The organism is Lapillicoccus sp. (assembly GCF_046595215.1).
Classification (GTDB): Bacteria; Actinomycetota; Actinomycetes; order Actinomycetales; family Dermatophilaceae; genus Lapillicoccus.
In genome coordinates, this window is the sequence record NZ_JBKJPP010000130.1 from 12,591 (window position 1) to 27,052 (window position 14,462).

A 14,462-nucleotide genomic window follows, 5' to 3' on the forward strand; every position below is an offset into this window, starting at 1 on the left:
GTCAGTCAAGCAGGGCGAGCAACGGCTCCCGCTCGGCCTTGCCGAGATAGCCGGAGTAGTAGGTGTAGAGGCTGCGTGTCGACGTGCTCGCCGCCCGGTCACCGTCGCCCGCACGGATCGCGTCGAGCACCTCCGCGTGGTGACGCAGCGACTCGTGCATCAGGGCGCGGGCGTTGCGGGAGCGCGAGATCTTCGTCGAGATGAGCCCGAGCACGACGTCGCGCACGACGGCGTTGCAGACCTGAATCATCGCGTTGCGCGAGGCCCGCGCCACCGCCTCGTGGAAGGCGACGTCTGCCTCGGAGAACGCCTCGTAGCCGACGTCGATGGCGTCCCTCATGGCCCGGTGGGCCGTGTCCATATCCTCCAGCTCGGCCGGGGAGCGCAGCCGGGCGGCCAACCGGTTGGCCGCGGCATCGAGGATCATCCGTGATCCGATCAGCTCAGAGAGGGATAGCTCGGATGCCCGGGCCAGCCGGGTCAACTGCTTCTCCAGCCCACCGGAGGACCAGGGGAGGATCTCGGGCCCGTGGGGATCACCCGGCCGGGAGCGGACCACGCCGTTCGACTCCAGGACGCGCAGCGCCTCGCGCACCGTCGAGCGACTGGCCCCGAACTGCACGACCAGCTCACGCTCGCTCGGGAGCCGGTCCCCGGGCTGAAGCCCGCCCGAGGCCAGCATGGCCTCGATCTGCTCGACGATGCGCTCGTAGAGCCGCACCGGGCGCACCGGTTGGAAAGTCGGGACCTCAACCACGGGCGGTGGCTCCGTCGGTGGTCGGTCGGTCGGTGGTCGTGCCGCCCGTGATCGGCCAGTCGGGGACGGCACTCGCGGGACGGGCGCCCTCGTACCACCGCACCGCCCGAAGCACGCCGACGTCGTCGAACCGCCGACCGGCCACCTGGACACCGATGGGCTTGCCCTCGACGGTGAAGCCACAGTTGGTGGTGGCGGCGGGTTGGCCCGACATGTTGTAGGCGGCCGTGAACCCGATGTGGGCCATGCCGCGGTCCTCGTTGCCGAACGGCATCGGCCACTCGGCGTCGAACGCGACCCCTGGCGCGACGGGGGAGAGGACCACATCGAACGCCTGGGTGGCGGCTACCGTGGCCTGCTGGAGGTTCATGGTCTGTTGGTAGCACTCAAGGATCCGTGAGCCGGACACCTCCGACCCGCCTTGCACCCACCGCCTGATGTACGGCAGGATCTGCTCCCGGCCCTCCGGCGGCAATGCGGAGTAGTCGTTCCAGGACCGGACCCGCCAGAAGAGGTCGAGGTCGGCGAGCATCCCAGGCGTCACGAAGGGGGCGACCTCCTCGACCACGGCCCCGGCGCCGGCGAACGCCAGGGCCACGGCAGCCACCGCCTCGGCGACCTCGGGCGCCACGGGCATCCCGCAGCCGGCGTCGAGATGCAGCCCGACCCGCAAGCCCGTCACGTCGAGGCCGAGGTCACGCAGGGGCAGCTCCTCCGGCGGCAGCGACGTCCAGTCCCGGACGTCGGGGCGGGCCAGCACGGACAGCAGCAGCGCCGCATCCTCCGCCGACCGGGTCATGGGTCCGGCGGCGCGTCCGAGGTAGGGGACGTCGAGCGGGACCCGGCCGGAGCTGGGCTTGAGCGTCGTCAGGCCGAGCCACGTGCCCGGCAGACGCACGGACCCACCGATGTCGGTGCCGACGTTGAGGGGGGCGTAACCAGCTGCGCAGGCCGCCCCCGCGCCGGAGGAGGAACCACCGGTGGTCCAGGACGGGTCCCACGGGCTGCGGGTGATGCCGTGACGGCTCGAGACGCCCGAGGACAACATGCCCCAGTCGGGCATGACCGTCGACCCGACGACGACCCCGCCGGACTCAGCAACGCGATCAGCAATCGGCGAGTTGTGTTCCGGCACGGTTGGCTCGGCCCCGGCATGACCGGACGACTGAGGCACTCCGGCACGGGCAATGTTCTCCTTGAGGGTCACGGGGACACCGTCGATCGGGCCGAGCGGTTCACCCCGCGCCCAGCGCTGCTCACTCGCCCGGGCCTCCTGGAGAGCCGAGTCCCCGGACCTGACCCAGAAGGCGTTGAGCACCGGCTCGCGCTCGTCGATCACGGCACTGACGGCCTGGAGCACCTCGACGGGGGAGAGGCTTGTATCGGCGTAGTGCACCAGGAGATCCGTCGCGGTCATCCGCGCGATCGCGGTCTGTGACTCCACCTACGACACCTCTCCCACACCTCGGATGACCCTTGACAACGTCTCGGTGAGTCGCCAGATTAGCGGTCTGGGCTGAAAAGTCCACTGGTCTGACCAGTGTGCCGAGACCCGGAGCGACCGCCAGCGCGCGGCAGGCACCGGCACCCGCCTCGTCGCTGACGGACCAGACGACACCTGACCGGACGGAGACCCCCGTGAAGACCACCCGCATCGTGACGGCGCTCGGCGCCTCGCTCGCCCTTCTGCTCGCCTCCTGCTCCGCGGGCTCCAGCACCTCCGGCGGGTCAGGCGCCACCGGCGGGTCAGGCGCCACCGGCGGGTCAGGCGGGTCCTCGTCGGCCCTCACCGTCGGGCTCGTCGCCGAGCCTGCCAGCCTCGACTTCACGACGACGGACGGGGCGGCGATCCCGCAGGTCCTGCTGACCAACGTCTACGAGACCCTCGTGAAGCAGGACCAGGCCGGCAAGGTCGTCCCCAGCCTGGCCAAGGCGTGGACGGTCTCCGACGACCGCAAGACCTACACGTTCGACCTCGTCGACACCGCGACCTTCAGCAACGGCGAGAAGTTCACGGCGGCGGACGCGGTCTTCTCGATCGAGAACGTCAAGTCGAGGTGGACGGTCTCACTCAAGAAGGCGATGGACGTCGTCGCCGAGGCCAAGGCCGTCAGCCCGACCAAGCTGCAGGTCACCCTGACCAAGCCGAGCAACGACTGGCTCTTCCGGATGACGACCCGGATCGGCGCGATGACGAGCCAAAAGGGGGTCGACGCGCTGGCGACGAAACCCATTGGTACCGGACCGTTCCGGTTCGACGCCTGGAACCGCGGGGACTCGATCGTCCTCAAGGCCAACCCGAGCTACTGGGGCACGAAGCCGAGATTCTCCACCGTGACGTTGAAGTACTTCAAGGACCCGACCGCCCTGAACAACGCCCTGCTCACCGGCACGATCAACGTCGTGAGCACGGTGCAGGCCCCGGAGTCGCTCGCGCAGTTCGTAGGCAACGGCAAGTACCAGATCATCGAGGGCACGACGAACGGTGAGGTGGTCCTGTCCTTCAACAACTCCAAGGCGCCGCTGAAGGATCCCAAGGTTCGTCAGGCGGTCCGGTCCGCCATCGACCACAAGGCGCTCGTGGACACGTGCTGGGCCGGCAAGGGCGCCCTCATCGGCAGCATGGTGCCACCGACGGACTCCTGGTACGAGGACCGCACCGGTGACTTCCCCTACGACCAGGCCAAAGCCAAGTCGCTCCTCGCCCAGTCCGGCAACGCCACGCCCACCTTGAGGCTGCGCATCCCCAACCTGCCGTATGCCGTGGCGTGCGGCCAGGTGGTCAAGTCCCAGCTCGAGCAGGTCGGCATCACCGTCACCCTCGACCAGCTCGAGTTCCCCGCAGCGTGGCTTCAGACCGTGTTCAAGGATGCGGACTACGACATGTCGATCGTCGCGCACGTCGAACCGCGTGACCTCGCAGCGGTGTTCGGCAACCCTAAGTACTACACCCGCTACGACAACACCCGGCTCCAGGCCGATCTCGCGGCGGCCGACTCGGGCACTGAGGCCGACCAGGTCACGATGATGAAGAAAGTCGGCCAGGAGCTGTCCCAGGACGCGGCCGCCGACTTCCTCTTTCTCCTGCCCAACCTCATGGTTGCCGACAAGGGCATCAACGGCCTGCCGAAGAATCTCATCACGGAGTCCTTCGACCTCACCGAGCTGTCGAGGTCGTGATCCTCCGGGTCATCCAGCGGGTCGCCATCCTCGTGGCCAGCCTGTTCGCGAGCTCCGTGCTGGTCTTCGGGTTCATGACGGTCCTGCCGGGCGACCCCGCGCGGGTCGCCCTGGGGGTCAGCGCCTCGGACGAGGCCGTGGCCCAGCTGCGCACCCAGTTCGGGCTCGACCAGTCTCTGGTGACGCAGTACCTGGACTGGGTCGGTGGCCTCCTGTCCACCAACCTGGGCCAGTCCTACGTCTCCCGGGCCGACATCGGTCCGCAGGTGAGTGACCGGCTCCAGGTGAGCCTGTGGCTCGTCGTCACGTCGATGCTCATCGCCGCCGTGATCGCCATCCCGCTCGGTGCGCTCAGCGCCCTGCGGCACCGCCGGCCCTCTGGTCTCGTGCTCTCCGCACTGTCCCAGATCGGGGTGGCGGTGCCGGCCTTCCTCGCCGGGATCCTGCTCATCACCCTCTTCGCCGTCCAGCTCGGGTGGCTGCCGGCCAACGGCTGGACCCCCCCGGCGACGGACCCGGCCATGTTTCTCAAGCAGCTCGTCCTTCCGGCTCTCTCGCTCGGACTGGTGCAGGGCGCGGTGCTCACCCGATATGTGCGCAGCGCCGTCCTCGACGTCCAGCGGGAGGACTACGTCCGCACCGCCCGTGCCAAGGGCCTCTCGCCGGCGGCGGCACTACGCCGGCATGGGCTGCGTAACGCCGCCGTCCCCGTCGTCACCGTTCTCGGGCTGCAGCTGGCGACCCTGCTCATAGGGGCTGTCGTCGTCGAGCGGGTCTTCGTCATTCCCGGGATGGGGAGTCTGCTGCTCGACGCCGTCGCCCAACGTGATCTCAAGATCGTCCAGGATGTCGTCATGGTGCTCGTCGTGGCCGTGCTCGTCGTCAACCTCGTCGTCGACCTGCTCTACGTCGCCATTGACCCGAGGCTGCGGGTGAGGGCGTGATGCCTGACTCGACGCCCGTGGTGACGACTCGCCGGCGGCTCGGCGCGGCCGTGGTCATCGGCGCCGTCATCGTCGGCGTCGTCGTCCTCATGGCCCTGGTGTCCTTCGTCTGGACCCCGTACGACCCGACCTTCGTCAACGCCACGGACCGGCTGCAGGGTCTCAGCGCCCGACACCTGCTGGGCACGGACAAGTTCGGGCGGGACGTCCTGTCGCAGATCCTCATGGGCTCGCGCACGACGCTCTTCGTCGGGATCGTCGCCGTTGGGGTGGCCGCCGTCGTCGGCGTGCCGCTCGGCATCATCGCCGCCATGGCACCGCGCTGGTCCGGGGAGCTCATCATGCGAGCCAACGACCTGCTGCTGGCCTTTCCCGCGCTGCTGCTCGCGATCATGTTCAGCGCGGTCTACGGCGGCTCGACCCTCGTCGCGATGATCGCCATCGGCATCGCCACGGTGCCCAGCTTCGCCCGGCTCATCCGCGGCGGTGCGCTGCAGGTCATGAGGTCGGAGTATGTCCTCGCCGCCCGTGCCGCCGGGCGCCGACCGGCCGCAATCGGGCTCTGGCACGTCCTGCCCAACGTCAGCAGCCTCGTCATCGTGCAGGCATCGGTGTCGTTCGCCATCGCCGTCCTTGCCGAGGCTGCGCTGTCGTTCCTCGGTCTCGGCACTCCGCCACCGACGCCGTCCTGGGGCCGGATGCTCCAGGAGGGCCAGGAGCTGCTCTTCAGCGCGCCCCGTCTCGCAGTCGTACCCGGCATCGCCATCGCCGTCGTCGTCCTCGGCTTCAACCTGCTCGGCGACGGCCTGCGCGACGCCTTCGACCCCCGGCTGCAGGACCGCCGGTGAGTGCCGTGACCTCGCCGTCCCAGCGGCAGGTGGATGCCCCGCCCGGGCCGGTCCTCGACGTCCGGTCGCTCGGAGTCGGCGTGCACGGGATCAGCCTCGTCGAGGACGTCAGCTTCAGCATCGGCAGGGGCGAGCGGGTCGGCCTCATCGGTGAGTCCGGCTCCGGCAAGTCCTTGACCGGGCTCTCCCTCCTCGGGCTGCTGCCCGAGGACCTCGAGCCCACGGGTTCGGTCCGCCTCGCAGGGGTCGCTCACGATGTCGTGGGCGCGTCCGAACGGCAGCTGGCCAGGGTGCGCGGCAGGGACATCGCCATGGTGTTCCAGGAGCCGATGACGGCGCTCAACCCGACGATGCGCATCGGCGACCAGGTCGCCGAGTCGATGCTCATCCACGGCACCCAGCCTGATCGCGCGGCCGCCCGGGCGAAGGCAGTCGAGCTCCTCGACCAGGTGCGCCTCCCGGATCCTGCTGCCGCCGCACGCGCCTACCCGCACCAGCTGTCCGGTGGCCAGTGTCAACGCGTCGTCGTCGCCCTCGCTCTTGCCAACGACCCGGAGCTGCTGATCTGCGACGAGCCGACGACCGCTCTCGACGTCACGGTGCAGGCGCTCGTCCTCGACCTCATCGTCCGCGGGGTCCGGGCCCGCGAGTCGGCGATGCTCCTGATCACCCACGACCTGTCCGTCGTGGCCACGGCCTGTGAGCGGGTGCTCGTGATGTATGGCGGCCGGATCGTCGAGGCCGGCCCCGTCGACGAGGTCTTCACGACGCCGCGCCACCGCTACACTGAGGGGCTGCTCGCCGCCTCCGACCTGGCCGTCGTCGACAACCGGGGACGGCTTGCGACGATCGCCGGTTCCGTCCCCTCGGCCGGGCAGTTTCCCGCCGGGTGCGTCTTTCGCAACCGTTGCCCTCGCGCGAGCAGTGCGTGCGAGGTGACGCCGACGTGGACGGGCACCGGTCCGGCACACGGCTTCGCCTGTCAGCACCCCGCTGACCGCCGTCCCACGAATGCCCCCCTTTCCTCGATTCGTCTGCGGTCCGACGCGGACCCACCGCCAGACGACCGCAGACGCCTCGAGAAGGCGGCCCTCTCGGTGCGCGACGTGACGCGTGACTATCGGCGACCCCGCACGTCGCTCATCGGCGCGGGCAGCGTTGTCCCCGCGCTGCGTGGGGTGAGCTTTGACGTGATGTCCGGGGAGCGGTTCGGCATCGTCGGCGAGTCCGGCTGCGGCAAGTCCACCCTGCTGCGCATCCTCGCCGGCCTCGACCAGCCCACCACGGGCGAGGTCCACGTGGAGGGCACCAACATCGCCCGGCTGCCCGAGCGCCGGCTGGGCTTCCTGCGTGACCGGCTCCAGATGGTCTTCCAGGACCCGATGGGATCGCTCGACCCGCGGATGCGCGTGCGCGACATCGTCGCCGAACCACTCGTGGCCCGGGGACACCCGGCCCGTCGGGAGCGCGTCGACGAACTGTTGGCCGCCGTCGGCCTGCCCGAGACGGCGGCCCGGCGATATCCCCACCAGTTCTCCGGCGGGCAGCGTCAACGGATCTCGATCGCGCGTTCCCTCGCGCCGCGGCCGGGCATCCTGCTGGCCGACGAGCCGGTCAGCGCCCTCGACGTGTCGGTGCGCGCGCAGGTGCTCAATCTCATCTCCGACCTTGTCGACGAGCTCGACCTCACGCTCGTCTTCGTCTCCCACGACCTGTCTGTCGTCCGTCACCTCTGCCAGCGCGTAGCCGTGATGAACGCGGGCGAGGTCGTCGAGATCGGCCCGGTCGAGCAGATCTGGAACGACCCCCAGCACCCCTACACCCAACGCCTGCTCACGGCGGTCCCGACCATGGACAAGGCCCTCGGTGGGGCGAGCACGGCGGACCTCGCGGCGGCGGAGGTCGCCCGCATCGCCGCGGAGCGCGACAAGGAGACCCCGTGACCGACCCCCTCTTCTCGCCGTCCTGGCCGGACGGCCTGCCCGTCGGCGAAGGGTGGGTCACCGGGCTGCCCACGGCCGAGATCCGTTTCCCGTATGCCGGGTCGCTCGTCGCCCGCGCGCCCGTCGGCGACGAGCTGCTCGCCGCCAGGGCCCTCGACGAGGCGCTCGACGTCCGCGACGAGGTGGGGCGACTTCCGTCCCATGTCCGTCGGGCCGCGCTGTTCGGCGCGCACGCCGTGCTCAGGGAGCACCGCGAGGAGTTCGAGCGGCTGCTCGTGCTCGAGACCGGCAAGCCCCTCGTCGACTGCCGGGTCGAGGTCGACCGGACCCTGCTCACCCTCCAGACCGCCGCGGAGGAGGTGGCCCGTTTGCACGGCGAGACCGTGCCGCTGGACCTCCTGCCCAGCGGCGAGGGGCTGCTCGGCTTCTGGGTCCGCAAGCCGATCGGCGTCGTCGTCGGGATCACGGGCTTCAACTACCCGATGCTCCTGGCGGCACACAAGATCGCGCCAGCGCTGGCCGCCGGCTGCCCGACCATCGTCAAGCCGGCGCCGCAGACTCCACTGGCGACGCTGTGGCTGGTCCACGCCGTACGCGAGGCCCTGATGGTGTCGGGCGGACCGGCTGCTGCCGTGCAGCTCGTCACTGGCGGCCCCGAGGTCGGAGTCGCGTTGACAACCGACCGCCGGATCGGCGCTGTCTCATTCACCGGCTCCGCCGTCGTCGGCCACCGGATCGCCCGCGACGCGGCGCCGACCAAGGTCCTGCTCGAGCTCGGCTCCAACGCCGCCCTGGTCGTCGCCGAGGACGCTGACCTCGATGCTGCCGTGGGCGCGGTCATCCGGGGCGGCTACTACGCCTCCGGCCAAGCGTGCATCAGCGTGCAACGAGTCCTCGTCGTCGAGGCGGTCCGCGCGGATTTTCTCGCCCGTCTCGCCGACCGCATCGGCGAGGTCGTCACGGGGGACCCGCGGGAGGAGGCGACGCGGGTCTCGGCGCTCATCGACGAGCGGTCCTCGGCGCGGGTCCGGGACTGGCTCGACCAGGCCGTGATGGCCGGCGCGACCCTGGTCCACGGCGGGTCGTTCGATGCCGGGGTGATCAGCCCGGCCGTGCTGCTCGACGTGCCCGACGGCCAGCCGGCCTGGGACGAGGAGATCTTCGGGCCCGTCGTCACCGTGCGCTCCGTCGCGAGCGTCGACGAGGCGTTCGACGTCGTCAACGCGTCCCGCTACGGGCTGCACGCCAGCGTCTACACCGCCTCGTTGGCCACCGCGTTCGCGGCCATCGACCGGATCGAGACCGGGGGCGTCGTCGTCAACGAGGTCCCCGGCTTCCGGTCAGACGTCATGCCCTACGGGGGCGTCAAGGACTCCGGCGCCGGACGCGAGGGTCCCCGCTTCGCCATCGACGAGCTCACCGTGACCCGGATGGCCGTCATCCGCCCCGCCACCCACTGACCTGTACCGACCCACGAGAGGATGGCGATGTCCGACCACGTACCCGAGCCCCGCACCGAAGGGCCGACGTTCAGCCGTGACTACAGCAGGCTCTTCCGGCTCGACGCGCGGACCGCCGTCGTCGTCGGCGGCGGGAGCGGTATCGGTCGCGAGGGAGCCCTGGCCCTCGCCGCTCAGGGAGCCACCGTCGTCTGTGCCGACCGAGACCTCGCCGCGGCCGAGGAGACCGCCGCGCTGGGGACGGGCGGCGAGGGGGAGGGGCGGCTCACGGCATACGAGCTCGACGTCCTCGACGAGGCCGCGCTGACCCGCGCGGCGTCGGAGCTCGAGGTGGTGGACATCCTCGTCTTCACCGCGGGCACCAACGTCCGCAAGCGGATCCTCGACTACACGGGGGAGGAGTTCGACCGCGTCGTCGGCCTCAATCTGCGTGCCGCCTTCGACCTCGTGCGCGCGTTCGGGCCTGGGATGGCCGAGCGCGGTCGGGGCAGCATCATCGGCCTGAGCTCGATGCGCTCGATCTCCGTGGAACCCGGACAGGGTGTCTATGCCGCGACCAAGGCCGGCCTGCTCCAGCTGCTGCGGACGGTGGCCGCAGAGCTCGGGCCACAGGGTGTGCGGGCCAACACGATCGCACCGGGGGTGGTGTCGACGCCGTTGACCGACCAGATCCGCGCCGTGCCCGAGTGGGCTGAGGCGTACGCCCAGAAGAATGCCCTCGGTCGCTGGGCGACGCCCGACGAGATGGCCGGCGCGATCGTCTACCTTGCCTCGGACGCGGCGTCCTACGTCACCGGCTCGCAACTCGTCGTCGACGCCGGCTGGACCGCGATCGACGGCCGCTTCACCCCGCCGGCCTGACCTGTTCTGTGCTGTCCCGGAACGCACTTCGGGTTGGTGAGAGACACTGTCTCGACAACCGCACGATCTGCGTCGACGGCGAACGGCGATCCTGAGCGTTCAGTGCGACGCGGTGTCGCACCAACGCGTGGCGTCTCGCAGCCGGTGGTCGAGGACGCCGCTCGAGATACGGTGTGGACTGTGGCTGACGACGCGACGCACCCGGCGTTCGTGCTCCACGACCACCGCAAGCCCCAGCCGCACCTCGACCTGCGGCTGGAGGAGGACGGCGTCCTGCGCTCCTGGGCCGTCCCCAAGGGCCTGCCCACGTCCACCCGTCAGGACCGGCTCGCGATCGCCGTGCCCGACCACGATCTGGACCATCTCGGCTACACCGATGCGGACAAGTCCATCGCCGACACCGGGTGGTGGGAGGAGCACGACCGGGACGAGCGCCGGATCGTCTTCACGCTCCACGGCAGGGACGGCGCCCACCGCTACGCCCTGATCGACACCGGCACCGCGTGGCTCCTGCACCTGACCAGGGACCAGGGCTGACCGCTCGCTACGGTAGGCACCATGGAGGCTCTCAACGTGCTGGGCGGTCCGCTCGAGTCGTGCAGCACCGACCCGATGACCGGGTTCTTCCGGGACGGCTCCTGCACGACCGCTCCCGAGGACATCGGCAGCCACACCATCTGCGTGGTGGTGACCGAGTCCTTCCTCCTGCACCAGCGCGGGGTGGGCAACGACCTGTCGACGCCCATGCCGCTCTACGGGTTCCCGGGACTCAAGCCGGGCGACCGCTGGTGCGTCGTCGCCGCGCGGTGGCTCCAGGCCCATCGCGACGGGGTGGCGGCTCCGGTGGTGCTAGCGAGCACCCACTCGAGTGCGCTCGCGGTGGTCCCCCTCGAGACGCTGCAGCGGCACGCGGTCGACGTCCCCGACGACCCGGGCTCGCTGCTCTGAGCGGTATGCCGTGCGGCCGGCAACCCGGGCTGGGTTGGCGGACGCACGGCATACGCGGTGCGGTCAGTGGCTGGAGGAGGTGCTCCAGAGGTTGATGCCGGCGTCGACGGCGTACTTGTCGATCTTGCTCAGCTCGGCCTCGGTGAACTCGAGGTTGTCGGTGGCTGCGAGGTTGGCCTCGAGCTGGGCCACGCTGGACGCGCCGACGAGGACCGACGTGACCCGGGGGTCGCGCAGCGCCCACGCGAGAGCCATCTGGGCGAGGGACTGACCACGCGTCCCGGCAAGCCGGTTGAGGGACTTGACGTGCTTGAGCGCCTCCTCGGAGAGGAGCTTGGGGTCAAGTGACTTCCCTTGTGCCGCGCGGGAGTTGGCCGGAACCCCCTTGAGGTACTTGTCCGTCAGCATGCCCTGCGCCAGCGGAGAGAAGGCGATGCACCCGACGCCGTTGACCCCGAGGACGTCGAGGAGGTCCTCCTCGACCCAGCGGTTGAGCATCGAGTAGGAGGGCTGGTGGATGAGCAGCGGTGTGCCCATCTGGCGGAGGATCTCGACGGCCTCCTGGGTGCGTGGACCCGAGTAGGACGAGATGCCGACGTAGAGCGCCTTGCCCTGGCGCACCGCGGTGTCGAGCGCGCCCATCGTCTCCTCGAGGGGCGTCGTCTCGTCGAACCGGTGGCTGTAGAAGATGTCGACGTAGTCGAGGCCCATCCTGCTCAGCGACTGGTCGAGTGAGGACAGGAGGTACTTGCGAGAGCCGCCGCCCTGACCGTAGGGGCCGGGCCACATGTCGTAGCCGGCCTTGCTGCTGATGATCAGCTCGTCACGGTATCGGCGGAAGTCCTCGGCGAAGATCGTGCCGAAGTTGCGCTCGGCCGAGCCGTAGGGCGGTCCATAGTTGTTGGCGAGGTCGAAGTGGGTGACCCCGAGGTCGAAGGCCCGCCGCAGGATGGCGCGCTGGTTCTCGAGCACGGCGTCGTCCCCGAAGTTGTGCCAGAGCCCGAGGGAGACGGCGGGCAGGTCGAGGCCGCTGGCCCCGGTCCGTCGGTAGGGCAGCTGCGTGTAGCGGTTGCGGGCGGCCTGGTAGTCATCGGCGTGGAGGGTCATGCCCCCATCCTGACGTGTTTTCTCAGGAGGGGGAGAACGGTGCCGATGTCGTCCGCGTGATGGTGGGAGTCGGGGCGGCCCTCGGCGCGAGCACCCTGGCACCGAGGAACGCGACGACGGCCACGACGAGGACCACCAGCACCACCGCCCACCACCACCGGAAGCTGCCACTGCCGGGACCCACCGGACCTGCGGGAGTCGACGCTGCCTGACCGGCCCGGCCAGGACCGGACTGTCCCTGCCAGGGCTGCTCGCCGGCGCCGAAGCCCTGCTGACCGAACTGCCCGGGCTGGCCCTGCTGACCGAAGTGCCTGGGCTGGTCCTGCTGACCGAACGGCCCGGGGAGGCCGTCGGGGTTGGGCTGGCCCGGTGGACCGGCAGGCGGGCCGTACTGACCTGACTGGCCCTGCTGGCCTGACTGGCCCTGCTGGCCGAACTGTCCCTGCTGTCCGGACTGGCCCTGCCAGGCGCTCGGCGGACCGCTCGGCAGGCCGGTAGGCGGGCGGGTCGGGGGCCGGACGGTGACGCCGGGCCGGGCCACCCGGGGTGCAGGCGCGGCGGACGGCGACCCCGAAGCCTGGTGCCCGCCGTCGTTGGCCGTGGGATCAGACCCGAGCACGTCGTTGTTCGCTGTCGGGTCCGATTGGAGCACGTCGTCGTGGGTCTGACGCTCGGACACCGTCTCGGACCACTGCGGCTGGTCCGGGGGAGCGGTCGGGTCGTTGGGAAGATCGGTCACGGTACGTCCCCTTGTCTGCACAGCGCGGTGACCTGAGTGTCCCACGTCGTCCGGCGGGCGCTGGGGCGCACCAGCGCCACGGTGTCCGCATCCAGAGACACGCGTTCCGCGATCCGGTCGGTGGTCGCTAATCTCGTCCCAGGTCATGAGTGTCAGCGCACAGCCCCGGCTTGCTGACCGGCAACCCTCCAACCGCGGTGGGGTGCCCCGGGTGAGGACCTGGCCCCGAGCCACCCGGCTCGCGGCAAGTGCGAGCGAGGAAGCCCACCATGAGCGACACCCCCAGCTGGTCCTTCGAAACGCGCCAGATCCACGTCGGACAGGAGCCCGACCCGACGACCGGGGCGCGCGCGCTGCCGATCTACCAGACGACGTCCTACGTCTTCAAGAGCACCGAGCACGCGGCGAACCTGTTTGCCCTCAGGGAGTTCGGCAACATCTACACCCGCATCATGAACCCGACGCAGGACGCGGTCGAGCAGCGGGTCGCGTCCCTCGAGGGCGGCGTCGGCGCGCTCCTGGTCGCGTCCGGACAGGCCGCGGAGACGATCGCGATCCTCAACATCGCCGAGGCCGGGGACCACGTCGTCGCCAGCCCCGCGCTCTACGGCGGGACCTTCAACCTGCTCAAGCACACGCTGCCTAAGTTCGGCATCGAGGTGACCTTCGTCGAGGACGCGGCCGACATCGCGTCGTGGAAGGCTGCGGTCCGCCCCAACACCAAGCTCTTCTACGGCGAGACCATCGCCAACCCCAAGTCCGAGATCCTCGACATCGAGGCCGTTGCCGCCGCGGCCCACGAGGTCGGGGTGCCACTCGTCGTCGACAACACCATCGCGACGCCCTATCTCCTGCGCCCTCTCGAGTGGGGCGCCGACGTCGTCCTCCACTCGGCGACGAAGTACCTCGGCGGCCACGGCACGTCGATCGCCGGAGTCATCGTCGACGGCGGCACCTTCGACTTCGCCAAGGACCCGGAGAAGTTCCCCAACTACAACACCCCGGACGAGAGCTACCACGGGCTCGTCTTCGGCCGGGACCTCGGCGTCGGCAGTGCGCTCGGTGCGAACCTCGCCTTCATCCTCAAGGCCCGCGTCCAGCTCCTGCGCGACCTCGGCTCGGCGGTCTCGCCGTTCAACGCCTTCCTCATCGCCCAGGGCATCGAGACGCTGAGCCTGCGGATGGACCGCCACCTCGAGAACACTCACAAGGTCGCTGCCCACCTCCAGGGCCACGCCCAGGTCGAGAAGGTCGTCTGGGCCTCCCTCGAGGGCGACCCGAACCACGCACTGGCGCAGAAGTACGTCCCCCGGGGCGCCGGCGCCGTCCTCGCCTTCGAGATCGTCGGAGGCATCGAGGCGGGCCAGCGGTTCGTCGAGGGACTCACCCTGCACAGCCACGTCGCCAACATCGGTGACGTGCGCTCGCTGGCGATCCACCCTGCGTCGACGACGCACTCCCAGGGCAGCGACGCGGACCGGCTCTCGGCCGGGGTCACGCCGGGCCTCGTGCGCCTCGCCGTCGGGATCGAGCACATCGACGACATCCTCGCCGACCTCGAGCAGGGCTTCACCGCCGCCAAGGTGGACTGACCAGCCGCGGTGGGCACCCGGCATACCTCCTCCTCGGTATGCCGGGCGACCACCGCTGCGGGCCGGGAACACCGCAGCGGGGC

13 protein-coding genes and 1 riboswitch are annotated in these 14,462 nt (G+C 70.3%); of the genes, 9 read left to right on the top strand and 4 right to left on the bottom strand.

What is annotated here, in order from left to right; all coding sequences use genetic code 11:
• Nucleotide 1 precedes the first annotated feature (1 nt).
• Both ACLL9L_RS11455 and ACLL9L_RS11460 read right to left on the bottom strand, forming a co-directional pair.
• Nucleotides 2-757, bottom strand: a complete 756-nt coding sequence (locus ACLL9L_RS11455; RefSeq protein ID WP_411284789.1) for a FadR/GntR family transcriptional regulator — start codon at nucleotides 755-757, stop codon at nucleotides 2-4.
• Entirely contained in the window at nucleotides 750-2,201 is a 1,452-nt protein-coding gene (locus tag ACLL9L_RS11460) for an amidase (protein ID WP_411284790.1), read from the bottom strand. The genes ACLL9L_RS11455 and ACLL9L_RS11460 overlap by 8 nt, the downstream gene beginning before the upstream one ends.
• 194 nt (nucleotides 2,202-2,395) lie before the next feature.
• Here ACLL9L_RS11460 and ACLL9L_RS11465 point away from each other — a divergent pair, with 194 nt between their 5' ends.
• The 8 genes from ACLL9L_RS11465 to ACLL9L_RS11500 all read left to right on the top strand — a co-directional run bounded on the left by ACLL9L_RS11465 (nucleotide 2,396) and on the right by ACLL9L_RS11500 (nucleotide 10,941).
• Nucleotides 2,396-3,937, top strand: coding sequence for an ABC transporter substrate-binding protein (locus tag ACLL9L_RS11465; RefSeq protein WP_411284791.1), 1,542 nt, complete (start codon nucleotides 2,396-2,398; stop codon nucleotides 3,935-3,937).
• On the top strand, nucleotides 3,934-4,881 hold the full coding sequence (locus ACLL9L_RS11470; RefSeq protein ID WP_411284792.1) for an ABC transporter permease: 948 nt from the start codon (nucleotides 3,934-3,936) through the stop codon (nucleotides 4,879-4,881). The genes ACLL9L_RS11465 and ACLL9L_RS11470 overlap by 4 nt, the downstream gene beginning before the upstream one ends.
• Nucleotides 4,881-5,729, top strand: a complete 849-nt coding sequence (locus ACLL9L_RS11475) for an ABC transporter permease (protein ID WP_411284793.1) — start codon at nucleotides 4,881-4,883, stop codon at nucleotides 5,727-5,729. The genes ACLL9L_RS11470 and ACLL9L_RS11475 overlap by 1 nt, the downstream gene beginning before the upstream one ends.
• On the top strand, nucleotides 5,726-7,672 hold the full coding sequence (locus ACLL9L_RS11480; RefSeq protein WP_411284794.1) for a dipeptide ABC transporter ATP-binding protein: 1,947 nt from the start codon (nucleotides 5,726-5,728) through the stop codon (nucleotides 7,670-7,672). Before ACLL9L_RS11475 ends, ACLL9L_RS11480 begins: the two co-directional genes overlap by 4 nt.
• Entirely contained in the window at nucleotides 7,669-9,132 is a 1,464-nt protein-coding gene (locus tag ACLL9L_RS11485) for an aldehyde dehydrogenase family protein (protein WP_411284795.1), read from the top strand. Before ACLL9L_RS11480 ends, ACLL9L_RS11485 begins: the two co-directional genes overlap by 4 nt.
• 27 nt (nucleotides 9,133-9,159) lie before the next feature.
• A complete protein-coding gene (locus tag ACLL9L_RS11490) occupies nucleotides 9,160-9,993 on the top strand; it encodes an SDR family NAD(P)-dependent oxidoreductase (RefSeq protein WP_411284796.1) in 834 nt (277 codons plus the stop codon).
• Nucleotides 9,994-10,173: 180 nt separating this feature from the next.
• Nucleotides 10,174-10,530, top strand: coding sequence for a DNA polymerase ligase N-terminal domain-containing protein (locus tag ACLL9L_RS11495; protein WP_411284797.1), 357 nt, complete (start codon nucleotides 10,174-10,176; stop codon nucleotides 10,528-10,530).
• A gap of 21 nt (nucleotides 10,531-10,551) precedes the next feature.
• Nucleotides 10,552-10,941, top strand: a complete 390-nt coding sequence (locus ACLL9L_RS11500; protein ID WP_411284798.1) for a DUF2237 family protein — start codon at nucleotides 10,552-10,554, stop codon at nucleotides 10,939-10,941.
• Nucleotides 10,942-11,004: 63 nt separating this feature from the next.
• Here the strand turns inward: ACLL9L_RS11500 and mgrA are convergent, their stop codons facing one another.
• On the bottom strand, nucleotides 11,005-12,048 hold the full coding sequence (mgrA, locus tag ACLL9L_RS11505; RefSeq protein WP_411284799.1) for an L-glyceraldehyde 3-phosphate reductase: 1,044 nt from the start codon (nucleotides 12,046-12,048) through the stop codon (nucleotides 11,005-11,007).
• A gap of 22 nt (nucleotides 12,049-12,070) precedes the next feature.
• Nucleotides 12,071-12,787 (bottom strand): hypothetical protein, encoded by a 717-nt coding sequence (locus ACLL9L_RS11510; RefSeq protein WP_411284800.1) that lies wholly within the window; start codon nucleotides 12,785-12,787, stop codon nucleotides 12,071-12,073.
• Nucleotides 12,788-12,928: 141 nt separating this feature from the next.
• Nucleotides 12,929-13,044: riboswitch (SAM riboswitch) on the top strand.
• A gap of 12 nt (nucleotides 13,045-13,056) precedes the next feature.
• Between ACLL9L_RS11510 and ACLL9L_RS11515 the strand changes: the two genes are divergently transcribed.
• On the top strand, nucleotides 13,057-14,379 hold the full coding sequence (locus tag ACLL9L_RS11515) for a bifunctional o-acetylhomoserine/o-acetylserine sulfhydrylase (protein WP_411284801.1): 1,323 nt from the start codon (nucleotides 13,057-13,059) through the stop codon (nucleotides 14,377-14,379).
• Nucleotides 14,380-14,462 lie beyond the last annotated feature (83 nt).